Here is a 23,289-nt window from a genome sequence, read left to right on the forward strand (position 1 = left end):
TTGTATCATTTTATATATTAATGCTTCTTCTTAAGCTCTCTTTGTACTCTTCATGATTGTAGTTTTTAACTCTCGTTAATCCACTTTCAAAAGCACTTTTTGCAACAGCACTTGAAACTTCAACCATCAATCTTTTATCAAAAGGAGTTGGAATTATATACTCTTTTCCAAACTCTAATTCTCCAAAAATCTCTCTAATTTCATCTGTAATTGGCTCTTTTGCCAAAGTAGCAATTGCATTTGCAGCAGCTAGTTTCATACTCATATTTATTTTTAAAGCTTGAACATCCAAAGCTCCTCTAAAGATAAAAGGGAAACCTAAAACATTATTTACTTGATTATTAAAATCTGACCTTCCAGTAGCAATTATTGCATTTGGTCTTACACTTTTTACATCTTCTGGAAATAGTTCAGGAGTAGGATTTGCTAAAGTAAATACAATTGGTTCTTCACTCATTAAAGCTAAATGCTCTTTTGTAAAGCTATTTGGTTTTGAAAGTCCTAAAACCATATTTGCATCTTTAAATGCTTCATTCATATCTTGAAAATCACTTATAAAAGCCTTTTTATATCTATTTAAATCATCTCTTTTTTTATTTAAAACTCCTTTTGAATCAAACATTACAATATTTGTAACTCCTAACTCTTTATACATATTTGCACTTGCAATTGCAGCAGCTCCAGCTCCAATTATTACAATTTTCATATCTTCAAATTTTATATTTAAAATCTCACTTGCATTTATAAGTGCAGCTGTTGTAATAATTGCTGTTCCATGTTGGTCATCATGCATAACAGGAATATCAAGCTCTTCAGCAAGCCTCTCTTCAATAGCAAAACACTCAGGAGCCTTTATATCTTCAAGATTTACTCCACCAAAAGTAGGACTTATTGCTTTTACAATTTCACAAAACCTATCAATATCATTCTCATTAACTTCAATATCAAAAGCATCTACTTTTGCAAACTCTTTAAAAAGTACCGCTTTCCCTTCCATAACAGGTTTAGAAGCTAATGCTCCAATATTTCCAAGTCCTAAAACAGCAGTTCCATTTGATATAACTGCTACAAGATTTCTCTTTGCTGTATATAAAAATGCATCTTGTGGATTGTTTTTTATCTCTTCACAGGCATATGCAACTCCTGGAGTATATGCTAAACTTAAATCTTTTTTATTTTTAAAGCTTTTAGTAGTTCTTATCTCTATTTTTCCAGCTTTTGGAAATTTGTGATACTCCAAAGCCTCTTCTTTTATTGTTGGATTACTCATAGTTTTTCCTTATATTTTATTATAAAAAATTTATGAAACCATACAATACATGCCCTTAAAATAGGTTTTTAATCAACTTGTACAACTCCTGCGAATCTTCCTGTTTTTACATCTTTTCTATATGAAAAATATGGCATATTTCCACATTTTGTACAAATATTTGAAATTTCTATATCTAAAATTGATAAATCATTTAACTGTTTTTTGTTTATACTTTGTAAATCTATATTTCTATTCTCTACAAACTTTTTTCCAAATGAGTTTTCAACTATTTTTGCCATATCAAGGCTAACTTCATAGCAACATTTTTGAATAGAAGGCCCTAAAATTACCTTTATCTCTTTTGGATTACTATAAAATTTATCTATAAATATTTGTGCAGTTTTTTTTGCTATCTCTTTAAAAGTTGAATTTCTTCCAGCATGAATAGCTGCAACCACTCCTTTGTTCTCATCATACATTAAAATTGGAATACAATCAGCAACCATCACCATAAGTGGAATATTTTTACTTTTTGTAATAATTGCATCACAATTATCTATTAATTTTGGACTATTTTCATCCACAACTACAATATTATCTGTATGAATTTGATTCATATATACCAAATCTTCATCTTTATAGTTATGTTTTTTTGCTAAATCTCTTCTATTTTTTATAACTATATTTTTATCATCTTCTACATGAAATGCTAAGTTTCCATCAAAACTATTGCTAAAAAAATATTTTATACCCATTTTCTCTTCTTAATATGCTTTTGGTATAATTTAGCCAAAAAGTCTTTAAGGATAAATTTTGAGTAGATTTGATGAGAGAGCGAAGGATTGGGATAAAAAACAGCTAAGTCTTGATAAAACTGAAGCTTGTTTAGAAAACATGAGAAAAAACTTAAATCTTGATAGCTTTAAAAATATTTTAGATTATGGTTGTGGAACTGGTCTTATCGCCTTTAATCTTATAAATAATAGAAATGAAGTTTTAGGACTTGATAGCTCTAGTGGGATGATAGAAGAGTTCAATAAAAAAGCAAAAGATAGAAACTTAGAGAATATCAAAGCCTTTAAACATGATATTATAAATGATGAGATTAAGGAAAATAGCTTTGATTTAATAGTAATTTCAATGTCACTTCACCATATAGAAAATCTTGATATTTTCTTTAAGAAAAGTTATGAAGCCTTAAAAATTGGTGGAATTTTATGTATCAATGATTTAGAGACAGAAGATGGAACTTTTCACAAAAAACATAATAATGCTGGAGTTTATCACTTTGGTTTTAGCAAAGAGGAGCTAATAAATAAGACAAAACCTTTAGGATTTAGTAACTTTTTATATGAGAGAGTTTTTATTTACGAAAGAGATTATGGGAGCTTTCCTCTTTTTAATTTCTATGCTACAAAGGTTTGATTATGAAAAAATTTGCAATATTTGGAAACCCAGTAGTTCACTCAAAATCTCCTCAAATGCAAAATGCTGGATTTAAACATATAAATTTTGATGGAGCATATGAGAAATTCTTATTAGAAGATGGAGATAAAATAAAAAAAGAATTCCTTAAAAATAGTTTTTGTGGAGCAAATATTACAGTCCCACACAAAGAGTTTGCATTTAAAAATGCAGATATTGTAAAAGGAATTGCACAAAAAATAGAAGCAGTTAATACATATATTTTAGAAGATGAAAAAGTTGTTGCATATAATACAGATGCTCCTGGATTTTTAAAAGCTATAGAAAGTTTTGGGAAAATAGATAAAGTATTAGTTCTAGGAGCTGGTGGAACAGCAAAAGCAATAGCCTTAGCTTTAAAAGAGCAAAATATTGATGTGACTATTTTAAATAGAAGTGAAAATAGATTGGAATTTTTTAGAGAGTTTGGGATAAAAGCATCTACTTTTAACAATTTCAAAATAGAAAAATTTGACTTAGTTGTAAACTCTACAAGTGCTGGATTAAAAGATGAAGAACTTCCTGCTCCAAAAGAGACATTAGAAAATATTTTAAAATATAGCTCTTTTGCATTTGATTGTATTTATGGAAAAAAGACACCATTTTTAACTTTAGCAAAAAGTTTAGAAAATAAGATAAAAGATGGAGAGGATATGCTTTTATATCAAGGGGTACTTGCCTTTGAACTTTTCACTTCAACGAAAGCCGATAATAGCTTAGTTGAAGCTATGAGAGAAGGATTGAAAGAGAAATAGATTTATACTATTCTCTCTTTATATCTAATCCTATTTTATAAAATGAAGGCTTTGTTTACTTTCATAATAAAGTATCTAAAAAAGAGTATTAATCTTCAATTTGTATCTCTTCTAAAATCTCTAAACCAAAACCTTGAAGTCCTACAAATGAGTGTTTTCCACCGCTAGTCATTAGTTTTATTTTTTTAATTTTCAAAGAGTTTAGTATTTGAGCCCCTATTCCGTAATTTTTCTCTAGCTCCTGATTTTTGTTTGAGTTATTTAAAAATATTAAAACTCCACCTTTGGCTTGTAAAAAGTTGATAGTTTTTAACATAGAGCTTAGTTTATGATCATTTAAAAATAGTTTTATATCTGGTCTTATAGTATGAAATTTTACATGATTTATATCTTCTTCTTTCCCAAAAAGCATTACTGTATGAATATTTTCTAAATGGTCTTTAAACTCTTTTTTTATAACCTCTTTCCCAAAAAAGATAGAGTTTTCACTTGATACTTCACTTACAAGTGTCTCATTTGACAATCTGTACTCAACTAGATCAGATATATAAATTTGCTTTAAATTGTGTTTCTCTGCAAAAATATCCAAATCATCCCGTCTTGCCATTGTCCCATCTTCTTTTAAGATTTCACAAATAACTGCTTCACCTTTTAAACCAGCAAGTTTACATAAATCAACACTACCTTCTGTATGACCAGTTCTTACAAGAACTCCTCCATCTTTTGCTATTAATGGAAAAATATGTCCTGGACGTACTAACTCAACTGCTTTTGCTATTGGATTTGCTAAAATTTTTATAGTATTATCTCTTTCTATTGCACTAATTCCAGTTGCTGCATTTACATCATCAACTGAAACTGTAAAAGCTGTTTCATACGATGAAGTATTATTTGAAACCATTGGAAAAAGTTCTAATCTTTTTGCAGTTTCATTTGGTACACTAACACAAACTAAACCTTTTGCATGTGTTACCATAAAGTTTACAAGTTCTGGAGTACTTAAAGCTGCTGAATAGACTAAATCACCTTCATTTTCTCTATCTTCATCATCCAACATTATTACCATATTACCTTTTTTTATCTCTTCTATTGCCTCTTTTACTCTTCTTATTGCACTCATATTTTCTCTTTAAATTATATTTTTTATGGATTATATCAAAAAAGCCCTTGAGAGTATGCTAACTAATCAAATGGCAAAATAGTATTTTGCTCTTCATATCTCTTTAATTTTTGAATTAAATTTATCTTTGCATCTTCAAAACTATTTGATGATGCACCTTTTAATTCAATAGTTTTGCTTGATATTTGCCTGTTTTTTTCATCTTTGATTTTAATATTTAATATATTTTCAATAATAAAAAAACCTGATGGCACAGCCTTACTTTGATTTGAATTTAACTCTAATTCATAACTATTTACATTATCTCTTTTCTCTATAACTTTATATGATTTTTTGTTTAAATTCTCTTTAAAAAACTCTTTGAAAATTTCTGAATTATTATCAGTTTTTATGGAAAAACTAATCTTTGAAATACTATTTTTTATCTCTTCTTCTATTTTTTGAACTATTTTTATATAACTATTTTCACTTCTCTTTTTATTCTGTAAACTCTCCAAAAGCTCTGCTTTATTTAGGTTTATATAAAATTTCTCTAAAAGCTTTTTTTGTTTTATATTTTTACTCAAAATATCATCAGAGCTTCTTTTTATAACTTCATATTCATTATAAAGAGTTGATATTTCCTTATCTAAACTACTTATTAAATCACTCTTTTTTATGCTAATTAAATAGTATATCTCTTTTTGAGAACTATAAAAATCATCTATATTATATTCTTTAAATGTTAATTTTTCACTCTTTGTTTTTATATTAAGAGTTGTAGTTTTACTAATATACTCTCTATAATCCCTAAAAGATTTTGAAGTTATCTCTTGATTTGACTCTAATGTTAACATTAATCTTGAAGAGAGATCATCTAAAGCATTTAAAATAGCTTCTTGTTTTGTATTTGAAACTCCTACTCCATAGAGTAGATTTTCATCATTTAAAGGTGGATTTAAATACCAAGTTGGATATTTCAAAGAGTTGTTTTGTATAACTGCATCTTTTGAAGCTCCAAAACAACCTAAAAAAAATATTGAGATAAAAAGAGGAACTAAATATCTCATTTTTCACCTTCCATTTGAGAATTTAGCCTATCTTTCTCATCAATTCTCTGTTTTATCCTACTAATTGCTTCAATTACTGTTTTATTTGGTTTTAGTGTTAATCTATCTGACAAAGTATAGAGCTCTTTTGCATTTTCATACTCTCCTAAACTCTCTTTTATAACTCCTAAATTATAAGAGGCAACATAGCATTTATCATTTGTTGAATTTAAAAGTTTACTAAAAATCTCCATACTTCTATCTAATTCCCCAAGCTTTAAATACTCCAAGCCATTCTCTAAAAATATCTCTTGCTCTTTTGTATAAGATATATCAGGGTCATCAAAAAGCTCTAGATAATAACTTTGCTTTGTAGGAGCAATATATGGTAAAAACTCATCTACAATACTCTTTGCAAAGAGGTCATAAACAACATTTGATTGAGGTAAACCTCCGCCCTCATCTGAGCACTTTTTATAACTTCTATTTTTGATATAGTTATTTGTATAGATTACATCACCTTTTTGGACATCTATCATTGAAATATTCGCTATTAGTGAATACTTCGCATTTGTACAATATACCCTATACTCTTTTGTATATATACACTTTTTATCAACACATCTATATCTTGTCTCATAATAGTTATCTTTTTGCATATTTGAGCTATCTATTTTTCCACTAATTAGTGCTTCAGCTCCTAAAAGTTCACCTATTTCTACACTATTTTTTCTATCTGATAAGCCTGAATATTGGAATTTTTGCTCATTTAGTATAACCTCTCTACTATTTTTGCTAATAACTGTAAAATATGATTTATCATCAACTTTTACACTATATAAAGCTGACTCTATTTTTGAAGATAAACCTACACTATCATTTTCAAACTTTAAAACTGCAACTTTTTTTGTATTTGCTGCTCTATCAATAATAGCTGGTTTAGTACTATTTATAAGTACTTTTGTACTACAACCAGATATAAAAAAAGCGACAAACAAAATAAAAAGTGTAGTTGTTTTCATAAGCCTCTTAAAGCCTCTTTTGCATTTTGCTGTTGAGTTTTTGTATCTATTAATGTACTATCTTTTGAAGAACAGGCTACAAAAAATAGTGAAAAAATAAGTAAAACTATTGATATTTTTTTCATAAATTTTCCTATATTTTATCTAGCGAATTAAGAGCTTTTTCAACTTCACTATTTATTGCTTTTTCTATATTTACTTTAGGAATTGCTACAAGAATATATAAAAAATTATCCTTTGGATTTTCCCAAAAACTTATCTGTTTAGACTCTTTTAAAACCTTAGATGATGTCTGTCTTGAAACCATAGTTACAACTCTTTCTATGCTCTCACTCTCTTTTAATCCTGTTGAGTTCATATAACTTTCTACTTTGTTTTTAACCTCAAGTTCTATATCATTTACTAAATTTGTTCTAGCATTTGCTAAAGCTTCCCTTCTAGTAAAATCATGTCCCAGTTTTGACATAGGTGCAGACCCAACTGCTACAAATCTACTCTCTTCACTATAGTTTCCACAAGCCCAAAGAGGAGCTTTTGCTCCAGCAATTGTACACTCTGTAACTGCTATTTCATTTATATTTTCATTTTTAGAGCTACAAGATACAAAAAAAATTGAAGCTAAAGAGATCAAAAAGATAGTTGATGTTTTTTTTAAAATAGACATATTTTTCCTTAGAATTTTTAATTTTAAAATATTAATACATATTTGTGCAAAAATAGTTAATTATTACTATTTTTACTTCATATTTTGAATATAGTGATAAATTGCTTCAATCTCTTCTTCAACCATAAAATATGTAGGCATAACATTTGCTTTGTAGATTAATTTATCACAAACCTGCTCTTTCCCAAATTTAAGATTGTCATTTTTTTTCAAATTAACTTTTTTTGAAAAAACATCATACTCAATATATTTTATATCAGGAGCAATTAAAGAGCAAAAATACTCCTCTTGATTTTGAGTATGTTTAAACTCAACAAGTTTTTTGCCTCTTGCATCATCTCCATGACAGTTGTTACACCCTATTCCCCTTGGATTATTATATAACATTTTTCCATACTCATATTTTGTAATAAAAGAGTTATTAATATCAGAACTATTTAAACTTTCTTCCGCAAAAGAGTTTAAAAATATAAATATAGATAAAACTAAAACTCTCATTTTAATTCCAAATCTTTTTCATTTTGTAAAAACCAATATAGACTAAAGATTAGTCCTGGTGTTTTTGCCTTACTCTCATCAAAAATAAAATCATCTATTCTATTTTTTGATAGAAAAAAGAGTTCAATTTGCTCATCATTTATTCCACCACCACTATGGATTTTCTGATTTTCACAAATTGTTGCAAAATAGAGATATTGTCTAGCTCCACTTATTCCAACATTTGTAAAAAAAGAGGTGATTTTTTTTATATCTTTTTTTGAAACTTTATAACCACACTCTTCATCTATCTCTTCGCAAACTATCTCTTCAAGAGTCATCTCTTTATCAACCAAACCAGCACAAAGTTCATAGGTATATTTAATACTATTATCATTTAAATAAACAGGAACTCTAAACTGTTTTACAAGTAAAAAAGCATCTTTTTCTTTGTGATACAACAAAACAGATACACTATCGTGGCTTCTTACAGCTTCCCAACTCTTCTTATATCCATTTAAAGTAAAGTTTACTTTTATAGGTTTTATATAATTTGTCTCTTTTAGTGGAGATATTTCTAAATCTTCAATAATATTATTCATTAAATCAACTATTCTTTTATTTAAAGTTATCAAAAACCAATGGAGCTTTTAAATCCAAACTTCTTAAATGCTTCATAATGATCTGTAAATCATCTATATTTTTTCCAGTAACTCTTATACTATCACCTTGATTTACAGCACTTACTTTTAATTTTAAGTTTTTTATCTCTGTTTGTATTCTTTTTGCTTCATCTTTTTCTATACTATCTATTATTTTATAAATATATTTTCTATTTCCACCACTACTATCCTCTTTTTTTAACTCTTCAAGTGAGTTTATACTTATATCTCTTTTATTCATTTTTGAAATCATAATATCAAGCATAGCATCTACTTTATTGTCACTTGAAGAGATAAGAGTTAAAGTTTTTGCTCCAATATTTAAATCTATCTCTTTACTTATACCTTTGAAATCATAACGATTATCTATCTCTTTTTGTGCTTGAATAACTGCATTTTTCATCTCTTGCATATCAAGTTTTGCTGAAATATCTAGTGAGTGTTCTTTTGCTGCCATTTTTATTTTCTCCTTTTTTAATAATTCATAGACTATTTGTTATCTTTTAAAATTGCATAAGCCAAAAGTAAATATGCAATAATCTGTAAAGTTCCACCTATTGGTGTAATTGCTCCTAGAATTGGAATATTTAAAATTGTGAGCAGATATAAAGATATACTAAAAATTAAAGTTCCAACTAAAATTAGTAATTGAACAACTTTTAACTTATTATTGTATGGTCTTAACATTGTTAAAACTGTTGCAAAAAAAAGTCCAAAAGTATTATAAAACTGATATTCAACACCTGTATGAAATACTTTTAACATTTCAGGAGTTAAAATTTTCTTCAATCCATGAGCTCCAAAAGCTCCAAAAGCTATTGCACTTGCCATAAGAAGAGCAGTTATTGCCAAAAAAAATCTAGCTCGTCTATCATAAATCATATCTTTACCTCTTTATTTTCTTCATCTATTTGTACATCAACTTCCCAAAAAAATTCAATCCAGATATCTGTCTCTTTCACATAGAAATCAGGTTTTACTAAAGCAGTTGGCTTATAAAAAAGTGTTGCTAATTTGAACTTTGTATTTGGGAATTTATTATTTAATATTTCCAAAATAGTTTTCATAGTTTTTCCACTATCAACTATATCATCAATTATCAAGACTCTTTTATAAGAACTTAAATCTGGAATATTAAAAATTTCAACACTCTCTTTTTGATTTTTTCTATCATAAGATATTGAATTTATTGTAAAAAGCTCTCTTTTATTTAGAGCTTGAGCCATAAGATGGGATAGAGTTAATCCACCTCTTGCAATACTTAAAAGTGCATCTGCTTTAAAATCTTTTACTAAATATAGAAGTTTTAAAGTATCATTTTTACACATTTCGTAACTATAATATAGTTTATTCAAAAAAATATCCTCTGTCTTTAAAAGATATATTCTAACAATTTGTTGCTTATTTTGTGGTTTTATAAGTTTAGTTTGTATAAAGAGAAAATCTCTTTATACAGTTTTATAGTTTCTTATCTTGAAGTTAAAAGTGTAGTTAAGTGGTCTGCACTTACTTGGTGGAAGTTTAGGTATTTGTAAACTCCATCTTTATTGCTCTCATTTATTTTCTTAGCAACTATTTCTAAATACTCTTTTACAGTTGGAAGTCTTCCTAAAAGAGCAGCAACAGCTGCAACTTCTGCTGAACCTAAATAAACTTTTGAGTTTTTACCAAGTCTATTATCAAAGTTTCTTGTACTTGTACTAAATACAGTTGAACCTTCTCCAACTTGTGCTTGGTTACCCATACATAATGAACATCCAGGAATCTCTATTCTAGCACCAGCAGCAGCAAATGCAGCATAGTATCCCTCTTCTGTTAATTGAGCTTCATCCATTTTTGTTGGTGGTGCAACCCATAGTTTAGCTTTTGCTACACCCTCACCTTTAAGAACTTCTCCTAAAGCTCTAAATAGTCCAATATTTGTCATACAAGATCCAACAAATACTTCATCAATATTTTTTGGTCTTGAGTCATCTGCTAAGATTTCACTTAGAGTTGCAACATCATCTGGATCATTTGGACAAGCTAAAATTGGCTCTTTAATATCATCAAGATTAATCTCAATTGTTGCTAAATATTCAGCATCTGCATCTGGCTCTAATAATTGAGGATTTTTAATCCACTCTTTCATCTTATCAGCTCTTCTTTGAAGAGTTTTTGCATCTTCATATCCCTCTTCAATCATTTTTTCGATTAAAGCAATATTTGAAGATAGGTATTCAATAATTGGCTCTTTGTTTAATTGAACACTACAAGCAGCAGCAGATCTCTCAGCTGAAGCATCTGATAATTCAAAAGCTTGTTCAACTTTTAAGTCTGGTAATCCTTGAATTTCAACAATTGTTCCAGCAAAAATATTCTTTTTGTTTTTCTTAGGAACAGTTAAAAGTCCTTGTTTAATAGCATAATATGGAATAGCATTTACAAGATCTCTAAGAGTAATTCCCTCTTGCATTTTTCCTGTAAACTTAACTAAAACAGACTCTGGCATTGTTAGAGGCATCATTCCAGTAACTCCTGCAAATGCAATAAGTCCTGAACCTGCTGGGAAAGAGATACCAATTGGGAATCTTGTATGTGAATCTCCACCTGTTCCTACAGTATCTGGTAAACAAAGTCTATTTAACCATGAGTGAATAACACCATCACCTGGCTTAAGTGTAACTCCACCTCTTGAATTAATGAAATCTGGTAAAGTGTGTCTTAATTTAATATCAGCTGGTTTTGGATAAGCAGCTGTGTGACAGAATGATTGCATAACCATATCAGCACCAAAACTTAATGCTGCAAGCTCTTTAATCTCATCTCTTGTCATTGGTCCTGTTGTATCTTGGCTTCCTACAGTTGTAGCGATTGGCTCAACATACATTCCTGGTTTAACACCATCAACACCACAAGCTCTTCCTACCATTTTTTGTGCTTGAGTATAACCTTTTCCATTATTTGCTGGTTGCTCAGGAGCAATAAATTTATCACTAGAAGCTAATTTTAAAGCTTCTCTAGCTTTTGCAGTTAAGCCTTTTCCAATAATTAATGGAATTCTTCCACCTGCTCTCATCTCATCTGTTAATGTATTTGGGCTTAATTTAAAAGTAGATACTACTTTTCCATCTTTTAATATTTCACCAGCATATGGTTTTAAAGTAATTACATCACCAGTATCAATACTATCAACATTTGCTTCAATTGGTAAACATCCTGAATCTTCTGCTGTATTAAAGAAAATTGGTGCAATAATCGATCCAATTACAACTCCACCTGTTCTTTTATTTGGAACACCAGCGATATCTCTTCCCATATGCCATTGAACAGAGTTAATTCCTGATTTTCTTGAACTTCCAGTTCCTACAACATCTCCAACATAAGCTAATGGATAACCTTTTTTCTTTAACTCTTCCATTTTTTCTAAAGGTTTTTCCATTCTTGATTGTAACATTGCAGTTGCATGTAGTGGAATATCTGCTCTTGTAAATGCAACAGTTGCAGGAGATAAATCATCTGTATTTGTTTCACCAGGGATTTTGTAAACTGTTAAAGTAATCTCTTCTTCTAATGCTGGTTTATTTGTAAACCACTCAGCATTTGCCCAAGATTCGATAACTTCTTTTGCTTTTGCATTTCCTGCATCCATTAAAGATTTTACATCATTAAATGAGTTATAAACTAAGATTGTATTTTTTAACTCTTTTGCAGCAGCATCAGCTACATCTGCAATTTTTAGAGCTTCTACTAATGGTGGTACATTATATCCACCCATCATTGTTCCTAAAATCTCAATAGCTTCAACTCTTGAAATAACTGAACATGAAACCTTACCTTGAACAACATCGTTCAAAAAAGCAGCTTTTACATAAGCAGCATCATCAACACCTGGATTGATTTTATTTTTAAATAGGTTTAATGCAAACTCTGCATCTTCCACTTTACTTACTTTTAAAAGCTCCACTAAATCAGCAGTTTGAGCAGCTGTAAGAGCAAGACCTGGTAATCCACCTTCGCTTTGTCTTTGTGCTTCGTGTGCTTTATACTCTTGTAATAAACTCATTTTTTCTCCTATTAAATTTTAAGAATTTGGGAAAATTATATCACAAAGTTCTAAATATCTTTGTACAATTTTTGTTTACAGTTGTACAAATTTATATTATGTAAATAAAAGTTACACTTACGGCTAATATTCTAGTAAATGTTAATTATATGATAGTAATACTGTACAAAAACTGTACAATATTAGATTAAACTATTTTTATACTTTTTTTTGTAAAAATAGCAAAATTTTAATTTAAAGAGGAAAAATGGGTTACTTAAAAATCATTTCATCTGCAACTTTGATAGCTATTTTATTTTCTGCTTGTACACATAAAACTCCATACACAAATAGGTCTCAACTAATTCTTATGTCAGCTCAAGAGGAGTTGGCATTGGGTGAAAAATCATATAAAGAGTCATTAAGTGAGGTAAAGGTAATAACAGGTACAACAGATGCAAAAAGAGTTCAAACTATTGGACAAAGAATTGCAGTGGTTGCAAATCAACCAAGTTACAAATGGGAATTTAACTTAGTTGATGATAATCAAGCAAATGCTTTTTGTCTTCCAGGAGGAAAAGTTGTTGTTTATACAGGTATCTTAAAATATGCCAAAAATGATGATCAACTAGCAACTGTAATCTCTCATGAAATAGCACATGCCCTTGCAAGGCACGGAGCAGAAAGAGTTACTCAAGGAATGATACAACAAGGTGTTGGACTAATTGGAAGTGTTGCTGTTGCTGCAACTGCACCACAATACCAAAATGCTTTTAATCAAGCTTATGGTTTAGGTTCAAATTTAGGAGTGATGCTTCCTTATGGAAGAATGCAAGAGAGTGAAGCAGATGAAATAGGAATTTATCTAATGCACAAAGCTGGATATAATATAAATGAAGCTACTAAATTTTGGGGAAATATGAGTGAAGGTAAAAGTAGTGAAAGTGACTTTTTCTCTACACACCCTAGCTCACAAAATAGAGTAAAAGATATACAAACAACAATAAACAAAATAAATAGTGAAACAAAATAGGTATTTTTAGTAAATCTAATATTTGTTATATTCAAGTTATGTTTAAAAGATATAGTTCTACATATTATAAATATTAGGAGGAGTTATTTATGAAAAAGATTATAACTGTTGCACTTTTTGGTGCATTATCTACTGGTTTTTTATTAGCTAGTGAAGTTGTTAAGTTTGATAAAAAACTTATTGGTGAAAGAAACAATATTGGATATAAATATAATGGTGAAAAGCTAGAGTATAAAATTCCAGATGAAAGTACAATCCCAAATAACCAATTTGGAGATTTAATTAAATATGGAAAAGAGCTTACTGTTCATACTTATAAATATATAGGTCCTGAGGTTAAAGATAAAAAGATGAGATATTCAGGTAATAACCTTTCATGTCAAAGTTGTCACTTAGAAGCTGCAACAAAACCTTATGCAGCACCATTTGTTGGACTTTATGGACAATTTCCACAATATAGACCAAGAGAGAATACAATAGGAACATTGGCTGATAGAATAAATGGTTGTATGCAAAGAAGTATGAATGGTAAACCTCTTCCTGTTGAGAGTAAAGAGATGAGAGCTTTTGAAGCATATATCTATTGGTTAAGTCAAGGAGTACCTGTTGGTGCTAAGGTTGAAGGAAATAGTTTATCTGAAATTAATAGAAAAATGATACTAACAACAAAAGCAGATGAAGCTAAAGGAAAAGAGGTTTATTCTGTACACTGTGCCTCTTGCCATGGAGTAAATGGAGAAGGTGTTAAAAATGAAGGTCTTGCAAATGGTTATACTTTCCCACCACTTTGGGGTAATGATACATATAACAAAGGTGCTGGAATGTATAGAACTCTAAAAGCAGCTGATTTTATAAAATCAAATATGCCTATTGGTGCTACAAAAGAGAACCCTATTTTAACAGATGAAGAGGCATACAATGTAGCTGTTTATATGAATTCAAACAATCATAAAAGACCAGAAAAAGCAAATAGAGAGAAAGATTTCCCAGATGCAAATGTAAAAGCTCCAGATACTTATATTGAAGGAAAAGACCCAATTGAAAGACAACATGGCCCATTTGGACAATTTATCAAAACTAATAAATAAAAAAGGAGTATCTTTATGATACTGCCTTTTATCAGAAGCTATAAAAAAACTTTTATTTTATTTAGCATATTTATGGCTACTTTACTATATTTCTTATTTAAATATAACAATATTTTAAATCAAAAAACTTTAGATATTTTTGTACAAAATCAAGTGCAAATTGTACAAAATGAACTAGAAAATCAGAAAAATCAAGCTTTATCTTTAGCTTTAATGTTTTCTAAAAATCAAGATATTATAAATAATTTAGAAAACAACAATAATGTAGAACTAAAAAAAGAGCTTCTAAAGCTACTTAATATAATAAAAACATATACAAAAAATAGTATTGATATACAAATTCACACAAAAGATTTAGAAGTTTTTACTAGAAGTTGGGAAGATATTGATTTTGGACTAAAACTAGAGAGTTTTAGAGAAGGTCTTGTAAAGGTAAAAAATTCAAATGAACCTTATGTCTCAAGTGAATTAGGTAAAAGATTTAATATTAAAGCTATAGCACCTATTTACAATAATAAAAATTTATTTGTTGGCTCAATTGAAGTAATAGTTGATTTTAATCCACTTATAAATAGGCTAAAAGGCTTAGGTATTGATTCGATGATTTTACTTGAAAAAGATTATTTAAATATTGCAACTTATCATGTTGATAATACTAAACTAGAAAATTATGTAATTTTGCAAAGTAGTTTTAGTAAGAGTTTACTTGATACTTTAATAAAAAATCCAGATTATCTTAAAAAAAATAGTTTCTATTATGAAACAAATGAAAAAGTTTTTACTCAAATTCCTCTAGGAGAGTTTGGAAATAAGAGTGTTGGAATTTTGATAATAAGTTTTGACAAAAATCTAAATAGCTTTCGATATTTACCAAAGTATGACTATTTTGGAGATATAGATATAAAAGAGGATAGAAAGAATTTAAAAGAAGTTCAAAAAAAAGAGATAATAATTAGATGATAAAAATACTATTACTTGAAGATGATTATTTATATAAAATTTCAATAAAAGAGTTTTTAGAAGAGCTCGATTTTGCAGTTGATGATTTTGATAATGGAGAAGATGCTCTAAATGCAATTTTTGATAAAAAATATGATCTACTTTTACTTGATATTAGAGTCCCAAAAATGGATGGATTTGAACTTGTAAAATATGTAAGAGAGGCAAATATTGATACCCCTATAATTATCTTAACTTCTCTAACAGATATAAAAGATTTGAGCCGTGGATACACTTTGGGTTGTAATGATTATATTAGAAAACCTTTTGATATGATTGAGCTTAAATTTAGAATAGAAGCACTTATAAAAAATCACTTTAATGCAAATGATGATTGTATAGAACTTGAGCTTGACTTTAAATATAATATAAAAGAATTTTTACTTTATAAAGATAATAATTTAGTAGATTTATCTTCAAAAGAGCTTGAATTAGTCTCTTTTTTAGTACAAAATAGAGGTTTTTTTGTATCTATTGAATCTTTGCATGAAAATGTTTGGGAAAATAAAGATATAAGCTATGCAGATATTAGAATGTGTATAAAAAGAGTTAGAGAAAAAACAGATAAAGACTTTATAAAAACAAAAAGATTTTTGGGATATAAAATTGATAAATAGTAAATCCGAACTAAAATATATTGTAATTCAAGTAATAATCGGACTTTTAATTGCTTTTATTCCTATATATTTTTATATAGATGCAACTATAAAAAATCAAGATATAAAAGATAGACTTGATTTACAAAACTATTCTAATCAAATAGTTTTACAAATAGAGAATTTTGAGAAGCAAAATAGCAATATATTTTATTACCCAAGATCAAATATATTTTTTTCAACTATCTTTGATGAAAACAAAAAAGAGCTTTTTAGTTCAAATATTAGTTTAGATTTTTTTGATGAAGAGTTTAAAAGTTTTAGCAATAAATTTTGCTATAAAAAATATCTATCTTCAAATATTTTGAATGCTTCATATTTGATTGTTTGCAAAAATATCGATTACAGTGAAGTTATCTACAATGCTTTAATTCTTCTTTTAATGGTAACATTTTTTATATTTTTACTCTCATTTTTTGTTATAAAACAGAGTATAGAACCATATAAAAAATTAAATATCTATCTTGATGAGTTCTTAAAAGATGCTATGCATGAACTAAAAACTCCTATTGGAGTGGCAAGAATAAATACAGATATGCTTTCTATGAGGCTAAAAAATGATAAAAATATCTTAAGAGTTAAATCCGCACTTAAAAATATGACTATTATCTATGAAGATTTAGAGTATTATATGCAACAAAATGAGGTAAAAGAGCTAAAAACAAATATAAACTTTTCAAGCTTTTTAGAAAAAAGAGTTGAGTTTTTTAATGACTTAGCCGTTGCTAGAGATATAAAATTTTATAAAAATATAGAACCAAATATTGAAATTCTTTTTAATGAAATTGAAGCTTACAGAATTATTGATAATAATCTTTCAAATGCGATAAAATATTCAAAAAACAACTCAAATATCTATGTAAGTTTACAAAAATATGAAAATAGTATAAAACTAACTTTTAAGGATGAAGGAGTTGGAATAAGTGATACAAGTACGATTTTTGAAAGATATTTTAGAGGAGATAATATAACGGGTGGTTTTGGAATAGGACTTAGTATTGTAAAAAATATATGCAAAAAGAATAATATATCAATAGAAGTTGTTTCCAAAGAAAATTTTGGAACAACTTTTATTTATACTTTTAATTTGTAGTTAGTTTTAAGCCAATAATTCCCAAAATAATAAACAATATACTTACTATCCTAATTAAATTCATAGATTCGCCAAACATAAATATTCCAGCAATAACTGTACCAATAGTTCCAATTCCTACCCAAACAGCATAAGCTGTTCCCAAAGGAAGAGATTTTAATGCAAGACTAAGAAGATAGAAACTTATAATCATAGTAACAATAGTAAAAACACTAGGAGTTAATTTTGTAAAACCTTCACTGTATTTTAATCCAATAGCCCAAGCTATCTCAAATAATCCAGCTAAAAATAGTATTCCCCAACTCATAAAAGTCCTTTTTTATAAATTTGAGGCCGTCCTCTAATGAGTAAAGAGGCTAGGTCGTCCTAGCTTTTAAGAAGTCCATTTTATAATATTTTAGATAAAATAAAAATAAATTTTAAAAAGGATTTATCTTTGAATGAAGTAGTAAAAGCACATATTATGATATTAATTGCAACTATTTTAATAGCTGGTTCTTTCTTAGCTTCACAAAAACTATCAAGTGTAATAGACCCAATATCTTTAACACTTTTAAGATTTATTTTGGCTCTTACTTTGTTATCTCCTATAATTATTTTCAGTAAAAATAAACTAAAAAAAGTTTTCAAAGTTATTCCAAAAGCTATGATTGTTAGCCTTGTATATACTTTATATTTTATAGGAATGCTAAAAGCTTTAGAAGATACGACTGTTTTAAATACAGGAGCAATTTATACTTTAGTTCCTTTAATGACAGCTATTTTATGTATATTTTTCTTTAAAGAAAAAATACCTTTAAAACAGCTATCTATATATCTTTTAGGAATAATTTCAACTTGTATAGTTGTATTTAATGCTGATTTAAAACTCTTTTTAACTCTATCTTTAAATAAAGGTGATATTGTATTTTTACTAGCTTCTCTCTCTATGGCTTTGTATCCAATTTTTATCAAACTTCTATATAGTAAAAAAGATGAGTTGATTATTTTGGTTTTTGCTACACTAATTGGCGGAATTGTTTGGATGGCTTTAACTATGCAAATACTAAATATTCCTTATGAATGGAATAAACTAAATTTAAATCACTTCTATTATCTACTCTATTTAGTAATAGGAACTACTATAATAACTCTATTTTTGTATCAAAAAGCAACTTTAGTTTTAGGAGCAAAAAAAGTTATGGCATATATTTATTTAAGCCCTGCAATGGTCGCTATCATAATGTTTTTATTTGAAAATGAGACTATATCTTTAGGAGTTTTAGGTGGAATTTTATTATCTACTTTTGCTACAGTTATTATTTTAAGACAAAAGTGATAAATATTAGAAAAATAGATATTAATATATGAAAGAGATTTAAAAAAGCAAACTTCAAAACTAAATATTTTACAATAGAACTATATTTTTATCTATAATAAAAGGAGAATAAATGATAAATAAAATTTTATTAAGCTTAGTATTTTGTGCAAGTTTTCTATTTGCAGATAATTTTACTTTAAAAAGTAGTGATTTAAAAGGGCAATTAACAAAGAAGCAAGAGTTTAATGGTTTTGGTTGTAGTGGAGAGAATATTTCACCACAATTATCTTGGGAAAATGCACCAAATGGTACAAAATCATTTGCAATTACAGTTTATGATCCAGATGCACCAACAGGTTCAGGTTGGTGGCATTGGATTATTTTTAATATTTCAAAAGATAGAGCTTCAATTCCAGCTGGATTTGGAAATAGTGACTCAAAAGATGCGATACAAAGTATAACTGACTATGGTAAATCTGGTTTTGGTGGAGCTTGTCCTCCTGTTGGAAATAGAGCTCATAGATATATTTTTACTATTCATGCACTTGATGTTGAATCTTTGGATTTAGATAAAAATACAAATGCTGCAACAGTTGGATATTATATAAATTCTCATACAATTTCAAAAGCTTCAATCATCTCTTATTATAAAAGATGATTTTCATTAAACCTACTTTTTATAAACTCTTTAAAAGTATTAAAAAGTAGGTTTTTTGTCTTATCTTTATGATAAATTAGATAAAACTCTCTACTTAATTTTATATTTTTAAGCTCTATTTGGAAAAGTTTTTTCTCTTCCAGCTCTTTTTTTACTGCAACTTTTGATAGAGCTGTTACACAGTTTTTATTTCCTAAAACAATAGTTTTTATCTCTTCAAACTCTTGTAACTCCATAAATATATCTAACTCTTTTGAAATTTCACCAATATAATTTATAAAAATCTCTCTTGTTCCACTACCTTTTTCTCTTAAAATCCATCTTTTATCTATGCTATCAATAAATGCTTTTTTAAAATAATTAAAATCACTTGTTACAACTATTAGTTCATCATTTGCAAGTTTCTCTTTTATTAAATTACTATTTTCTACATCAACTTCAATAAGTCCAATATCAAGCTCTGATTTTAAAATCTTTTCTACAATATTTGTAGAATTTATTGTGGAAATATCTAGTTTCACATCTTTATATCTTGATAAAAAATCAAAATATATATTTGGCATAATATAGTTTGAGATTGTTTTACTAGCAGCTATTTTTATATTACCAGCTAGTTTATTCTCCTCAAAGATATGTGAAGCATCAATCAAAGACAAGTAATGAAAAAGTGTTTTTTCTTTAAATAATCTTCCTTTTTCGTTTAAGATTAGTTTTTTACCAACCCTATCAAAAAGCTGTTCATTTAGACTATTTTCTAAAGATTTTATAGCTAAAGAGATTGCAGATTGACTAATACCTAATTCATTTGCAACTTGTGTAACTTGTGAATTTTCACAAAGTTTATAAAAAAAATTCAGCTCTTTTAGTGTCATATTTTTCCTTATTAGAAATATCTATTATTATATTAAAAATAATATATTTTACAAATTAATTAAATAAGAATATAGTTCAGAAATTAAAGGAGTATTATTATGAAAACAAATAATCAAGATACAAAATTACTAATAATAGGAGTATTTGCCATATTTATTTTCTCAATAATATCAATTTTGATTTCAAATTTAACTATAGTTTCAAGTTTGGCTATAAGCCCACTAATTGTTGGTATTATTTTAGGAATACTATTTGCAAATACAGTAAAAGAGAGCTTGTTTGAAAAATATAATCAAGCTATAAAGTTTAGTGCAAAAAGACTTTTACGAATAGGTATTATCTTATATGGATTTAGACTTAGTTTTCAAGATATTGCAGAAGTAGGATTTGGTGGAGTTTTTGTGGCTTTATTCATTATTTTTTCTACTTTTATTTTAGGATATTTTATAGGAGTTAAAATTTTAAAACTTGATCGTGAAATATCTATTTTATGTAGTTCAGGAGCGGCTATTTGTGGAGCAGCTGCTGTTATGGCTACATCAAGTGTTGTAAAAAATGAATCGTATAAAAGTGCAATTGCTGTATCATTTGTCGTTATTTTTGGTTCTATTGGTATGTTTTTATTGCCTTTTTTATACAAAATTGGCTTAATACCACTAGATAACAATCAAATTGGGGTCTATTTTGGAGCAGTTTTACACGAAGTTGCAAATGTAGTTGCAGCTGGTAATATGGTAAGTGAAGAAGCTACAAATAGCGCAATAATTGTAAAGATGATTAGAGTTATGTTTTTAGTTCCATTTTTATTGCTTTTATCATATTTCTTAATTAAATTTCCAAGTTCACAAAATAGTAAAACTAAAAGTAAAATTATAATTCCTTGGTTTGCAGTTATATTTATATTTGTTGTTGCTTTTAACTCTTTTAAATTTTTAAATATAGAAATATTATCAACAATAAATTATATAGATATGATATTTTTAACAATGGCAATGTTTGCTTTGGGATTAAATACAAATATTAAAAAGTTCAAAGAAGTTGGCTTAAAGCCTTTTTATTTAACTCTTTTATTATTTTTATATTTATCTATAATAGGATATTTTTTAGTTTTGATTTTTGTTTAATAGTGGGGATAAATACCCACTATTTTACCAATTATTTTTGATTAAATCTTGCTCTTTCATAGCTTCTGTTAAAACATCATAACCTTTAAGCTCCTCTTTTGTTGTAAGAACCCATCTATTAAGTCCTTCCATTTGCATCATTTTTTTTATGATTGGGTCATTTGGATCTTGACTTAAAAGCACCTCAACAAATCTTTTTTTGATACTCTTATCTAAGCTATCAAGAGCTGTAAAATTACAGTGACAATATCCCTCACTTGTATAAAAAGACTCTATTTCTCCATCTGAAAAAAGACTCTCTTCAAGAATTCTAACCCATGTACTAATACCAATAGCTCCAGCATCAAGTTTATCGTTTTTAATATCTTCTAAAACATCAAACTCACTTCTTCCTGTATCTCCATGTTTACCTAAATCAGAGTTATATCTAATAATTTCAACATCTTTAATACTCTCTCCTAGCTCATTTTGTAAATATTTTAGAGGTAAAATTGCAGCTTGCGCTGAATCAGCACTTCCAAGTCCAAATTTTTTACCTTTTAAATCTTGAATTGATTTTATACCACTTTTTGTTTTTGATATAAATACTGACTTAAAATCAATATCTGTATCTCTCATAACAAGTGCTTGTGCCTTATGATTACTTAGTTCATAAGTTCTAACCCACGCAACATTTGTGTTCCAAGCAATATCAATTTTACCGCTTAATAAATACTCAATTTGTGCTTCATAATTTGAAAAAAGTATATAATCAAGTCTTACACCTTTCTCATTAAAATAATCTCTTATAATATCCCAAATAGTTACTATTTTTGGATCATAAGCAACAGATCCTACAATAATTGGTTTAGTCATTCTTTCATCCTTATAATATTTCTTGATTTGTTAAAGCTTTTCCAAGCCAAGTTGTAAGTACATCACTACTTGGTGCCATAACTTGTGCAGCTAATGAATCTCTTAAAAGCCGTTCTATTGGTAATCTTTTTGCATAAGCAGTACCTCCACCAATCTTCATAGCTTTTGTACAAACATCAACTGCCATATTTGAAGCATTTAATCTAGCAGCAATTACATTTGCTAAAGCTGCTAGATCAGCATCAACTACACTTTTTGCTGCACTAAGAGTTAAAAATTTTGCACTTATAGCTTTTGTATAAATATCTGCTAAATGATTTTGAACTGTTGGAATATTGCAAAGAGTCGAATTATCGCTATATGTTCTATTCATTGAGTATTCAATAATAGTATTACAAGCATTTAAAGCAACTCCACTATAAACTGCAGCTAATCCAATAATAAAAAATGGTCCAACTATATTCATAATTTGTTCTAATCCACTTCCAGAAGCTCCAATTCTAAATTTTTCATCAATTTTTACATTCTCTAAAATCATTGGACAAGAAGCATTTCCTCTCATCCCAAGACCATTCCAAGCGCTATGTTCAAAAGTAATTCCTTCTAAATCTTTTGAAACTAACCAATTATCTAGTCCTTCACTATCAAATGAGTTTGCATCTATTAAATAATAATCAGCATATTGTGCAGATGTTACAAAACTTTTTTTACCACTCATATTTAAATTTTGTCCATCTTTTGTAACTTTTATCTCTGGTATATAAAAATGTGTTCCCGTACCACTTTCACTATATGCAAGAGCCAACATCAATTCACCATTGGCAATTTTTGGTAAAAACTCTTTTTTTAACTCTTCACTACCATAAGTTACTAAACAATTTGTAGCAACATTATGCATCATGTAACATAGAGCTGTTGTTGCACAATAGTTTGCAAAAGCTAATATAGTTTGTGTATGCTCATAAAAACCAAGCCCCATTCCACCATACTCTTTTGGTACAAGTAAACCTGTGATTTTTTTATCTTTTATAAATTTAAAACTTTCAATTGGGAATTTTGCTTCACAATCTACATCTTGTGTATATGGTGCAATACTCTCTTTCGCAAACTCTATCATTTCATTATATAATTCTGACATTTTC

Annotated in this window: 27 protein-coding genes; 10 read left to right on the forward strand and 17 right to left on the reverse strand. The window is 28.0% G+C overall.

Annotated elements, in window-relative coordinates:
* Nucleotides 1-10: 10 nt before the first annotated feature.
* Together ATR_RS06120 and pgeF are read right to left on the reverse strand one after the other, a co-directional pair.
* On the reverse strand, nt 11-1,270 hold the full coding sequence (locus ATR_RS06120; RefSeq protein ID WP_115428594.1) for a malic enzyme-like NAD(P)-binding protein: 1,260 nt from the start codon (nt 1,268-1,270) through the stop codon (nt 11-13).
* Between the two features lie 68 nt (nt 1,271-1,338).
* Complete coding sequence (gene pgeF, locus ATR_RS06125) at nt 1,339-2,007, reverse strand: peptidoglycan editing factor PgeF (protein WP_115428595.1); 669 nt, start codon at nt 2,005-2,007, stop codon at nt 1,339-1,341.
* Nucleotides 2,008-2,065: 58 nt separating this feature from the next.
* Here pgeF and ATR_RS06130 point away from each other — a divergent pair, with 58 nt between their 5' ends.
* Nucleotides 2,066-2,677 (forward strand): class I SAM-dependent DNA methyltransferase, encoded by a 612-nt coding sequence (locus ATR_RS06130; protein ID WP_115428596.1) that lies wholly within the window; start codon nt 2,066-2,068, stop codon nt 2,675-2,677.
* 2 nt (nt 2,678-2,679) lie between these two features.
* Nucleotides 2,680-3,471, forward strand: a complete 792-nt coding sequence (locus ATR_RS06135) for a shikimate dehydrogenase (RefSeq protein WP_115428597.1) — start codon at nt 2,680-2,682, stop codon at nt 3,469-3,471.
* Nucleotides 3,472-3,559: 88 nt separating this feature from the next.
* Here the strand turns inward: ATR_RS06135 and ATR_RS06140 are convergent, their stop codons facing one another.
* The 11 genes from ATR_RS06140 to ATR_RS06185 all read right to left on the reverse strand — a co-directional run bounded on the left by ATR_RS06140 (nt 3,560) and on the right by ATR_RS06185 (nt 12,489).
* Nucleotides 3,560-4,591 carry a bifunctional 3,4-dihydroxy-2-butanone 4-phosphate synthase/GTP cyclohydrolase II gene (locus ATR_RS06140; RefSeq protein WP_115428598.1) on the reverse strand — a complete coding sequence of 344 codons (1,032 nt, stop codon included), beginning with the start codon at nt 4,589-4,591 and terminating at the stop codon, nt 3,560-3,562.
* 62 nt (nt 4,592-4,653) lie between these two features.
* Nucleotides 4,654-5,640, reverse strand: coding sequence for an LPP20 family lipoprotein (locus ATR_RS06145; protein ID WP_115428599.1), 987 nt, complete (start codon nt 5,638-5,640; stop codon nt 4,654-4,656).
* Nucleotides 5,637-6,641, reverse strand: a complete 1,005-nt coding sequence (locus ATR_RS06150; protein WP_115428600.1) for a CsgG/HfaB family protein — start codon at nt 6,639-6,641, stop codon at nt 5,637-5,639. Before ATR_RS06150 ends, ATR_RS06145 begins: the two co-directional genes overlap by 4 nt.
* The gene (locus ATR_RS09945; RefSeq protein WP_257110073.1) at nt 6,638-6,766 is read right to left on the reverse strand and encodes a hypothetical protein; all 129 of its coding nucleotides are present in this window, start codon (nt 6,764-6,766) and stop codon (nt 6,638-6,640) included. The genes ATR_RS06150 and ATR_RS09945 overlap by 4 nt, the downstream gene beginning before the upstream one ends.
* 8 nt (nt 6,767-6,774) lie before the next feature.
* Complete coding sequence (locus tag ATR_RS06155; protein WP_115428601.1) at nt 6,775-7,305, reverse strand: LPP20 family lipoprotein; 531 nt, start codon at nt 7,303-7,305, stop codon at nt 6,775-6,777.
* Nucleotides 7,306-7,377: 72 nt separating this feature from the next.
* Entirely contained in the window at nt 7,378-7,803 is a 426-nt protein-coding gene (locus tag ATR_RS06160) for a c-type cytochrome (RefSeq protein WP_115428602.1), read from the reverse strand.
* Nucleotides 7,800-8,384: an NUDIX domain-containing protein gene (locus ATR_RS06165; protein ID WP_115429435.1), complete on the reverse strand. Its 585-nt coding sequence runs from the start codon at nt 8,382-8,384 to the stop codon at nt 7,800-7,802. Before ATR_RS06165 ends, ATR_RS06160 begins: the two co-directional genes overlap by 4 nt.
* 16 nt (nt 8,385-8,400) lie before the next feature.
* Nucleotides 8,401-8,901 carry a YajQ family cyclic di-GMP-binding protein gene (locus tag ATR_RS06170; protein WP_115428603.1) on the reverse strand — a complete coding sequence of 167 codons (501 nt, stop codon included), beginning with the start codon at nt 8,899-8,901 and terminating at the stop codon, nt 8,401-8,403.
* A 32-nt stretch (nt 8,902-8,933) separates the two neighbouring features.
* Nucleotides 8,934-9,326 carry a DUF423 domain-containing protein gene (locus ATR_RS06175; RefSeq protein ID WP_115428604.1) on the reverse strand — a complete coding sequence of 131 codons (393 nt, stop codon included), beginning with the start codon at nt 9,324-9,326 and terminating at the stop codon, nt 8,934-8,936.
* The gene (locus ATR_RS06180; RefSeq protein ID WP_164966695.1) at nt 9,323-9,772 is read right to left on the reverse strand and encodes a phosphoribosyltransferase; all 450 of its coding nucleotides are present in this window, start codon (nt 9,770-9,772) and stop codon (nt 9,323-9,325) included. The genes ATR_RS06175 and ATR_RS06180 overlap by 4 nt, the downstream gene beginning before the upstream one ends.
* 140 nt (nt 9,773-9,912) lie before the next feature.
* Nucleotides 9,913-12,489, reverse strand: a complete 2,577-nt coding sequence (locus ATR_RS06185; protein ID WP_115428606.1) for a bifunctional aconitate hydratase 2/2-methylisocitrate dehydratase — start codon at nt 12,487-12,489, stop codon at nt 9,913-9,915.
* Nucleotides 12,490-12,736: 247 nt separating this feature from the next.
* Between ATR_RS06185 and ATR_RS06190 the strand changes: the two genes are divergently transcribed.
* The 5 genes from ATR_RS06190 (at nt 12,737) to ATR_RS06210 (ending at nt 17,337) form a co-directional block, all read left to right on the forward strand.
* Nucleotides 12,737-13,501, forward strand: coding sequence for a M48 family metallopeptidase (locus ATR_RS06190; protein WP_115428607.1), 765 nt, complete (start codon nt 12,737-12,739; stop codon nt 13,499-13,501).
* A gap of 89 nt (nt 13,502-13,590) precedes the next feature.
* Nucleotides 13,591-14,589 (forward strand): c-type cytochrome, encoded by a 999-nt coding sequence (locus tag ATR_RS06195; RefSeq protein WP_115428608.1) that lies wholly within the window; start codon nt 13,591-13,593, stop codon nt 14,587-14,589.
* Nucleotides 14,590-14,661: 72 nt separating this feature from the next.
* On the forward strand, nt 14,662-15,549 hold the full coding sequence (locus tag ATR_RS06200; RefSeq protein ID WP_228254203.1) for a cache domain-containing protein: 888 nt from the start codon (nt 14,662-14,664) through the stop codon (nt 15,547-15,549).
* The gene (locus tag ATR_RS06205; RefSeq protein WP_115428610.1) at nt 15,546-16,205 is read left to right on the forward strand and encodes a response regulator transcription factor; all 660 of its coding nucleotides are present in this window, start codon (nt 15,546-15,548) and stop codon (nt 16,203-16,205) included. The genes ATR_RS06200 and ATR_RS06205 overlap by 4 nt, the downstream gene beginning before the upstream one ends.
* Entirely contained in the window at nt 16,195-17,337 is a 1,143-nt protein-coding gene (locus ATR_RS06210; RefSeq protein WP_115428611.1) for a sensor histidine kinase, read from the forward strand. The genes ATR_RS06205 and ATR_RS06210 overlap by 11 nt, the downstream gene beginning before the upstream one ends.
* On the opposite strand, the gene sugE is transcribed toward ATR_RS06210, so the two are convergent.
* Nucleotides 17,327-17,644, reverse strand: coding sequence for a quaternary ammonium compound efflux SMR transporter SugE (gene sugE, locus ATR_RS06215; protein ID WP_115428612.1), 318 nt, complete (start codon nt 17,642-17,644; stop codon nt 17,327-17,329). The two genes, ATR_RS06210 and sugE, sit on opposite strands and share 11 nt — an antisense overlap.
* 129 nt (nt 17,645-17,773) lie before the next feature.
* Between sugE and ATR_RS06220 the strand changes: the two genes are divergently transcribed.
* Both ATR_RS06220 and ATR_RS06225 read left to right on the forward strand, forming a co-directional pair.
* Nucleotides 17,774-18,655 (forward strand): DMT family transporter, encoded by an 882-nt coding sequence (locus tag ATR_RS06220; protein ID WP_115428613.1) that lies wholly within the window; start codon nt 17,774-17,776, stop codon nt 18,653-18,655.
* Between the two features lie 112 nt (nt 18,656-18,767).
* A complete protein-coding gene (locus tag ATR_RS06225; protein WP_306457778.1) occupies nt 18,768-19,295 on the forward strand; it encodes a YbhB/YbcL family Raf kinase inhibitor-like protein in 528 nt (175 codons plus the stop codon).
* Here the strand turns inward: ATR_RS06225 and ATR_RS06230 are convergent.
* Nucleotides 19,283-20,167 carry a LysR substrate-binding domain-containing protein gene (locus tag ATR_RS06230; RefSeq protein WP_115428614.1) on the reverse strand — a complete coding sequence of 295 codons (885 nt, stop codon included), beginning with the start codon at nt 20,165-20,167 and terminating at the stop codon, nt 19,283-19,285. The two genes, ATR_RS06225 and ATR_RS06230, sit on opposite strands and share 13 nt — an antisense overlap.
* Nucleotides 20,168-20,266: 99 nt before the next feature.
* On the opposite strand from ATR_RS06230, the gene ATR_RS06235 reads away from it, so the two are divergent.
* A complete protein-coding gene (locus ATR_RS06235; RefSeq protein WP_115428615.1) occupies nt 20,267-21,292 on the forward strand; it encodes a YeiH family protein in 1,026 nt (341 codons plus the stop codon).
* 24 nt (nt 21,293-21,316) lie between these two features.
* Here the strand turns inward: ATR_RS06235 and ATR_RS06240 are convergent, their stop codons facing one another.
* Both ATR_RS06240 and ATR_RS06245 read right to left on the reverse strand, forming a co-directional pair.
* Nucleotides 21,317-22,147: a phosphate/phosphite/phosphonate ABC transporter substrate-binding protein gene (locus tag ATR_RS06240; RefSeq protein WP_115428616.1), complete on the reverse strand. Its 831-nt coding sequence runs from the start codon at nt 22,145-22,147 to the stop codon at nt 21,317-21,319.
* Between the two features lie 10 nt (nt 22,148-22,157).
* Nucleotides 22,158-23,285: an acyl-CoA dehydrogenase family protein gene (locus tag ATR_RS06245; RefSeq protein ID WP_115428617.1), complete on the reverse strand. Its 1,128-nt coding sequence runs from the start codon at nt 23,283-23,285 to the stop codon at nt 22,158-22,160.
* Nucleotides 23,286-23,289: the final 4 nt, after the last annotated feature.

It is taken from the genome of Aliarcobacter trophiarum LMG 25534 (genome assembly GCF_003355515.1).
Taxonomy (GTDB): domain Bacteria; phylum Campylobacterota; class Campylobacteria; order Campylobacterales; family Arcobacteraceae; genus Aliarcobacter; species Aliarcobacter trophiarum.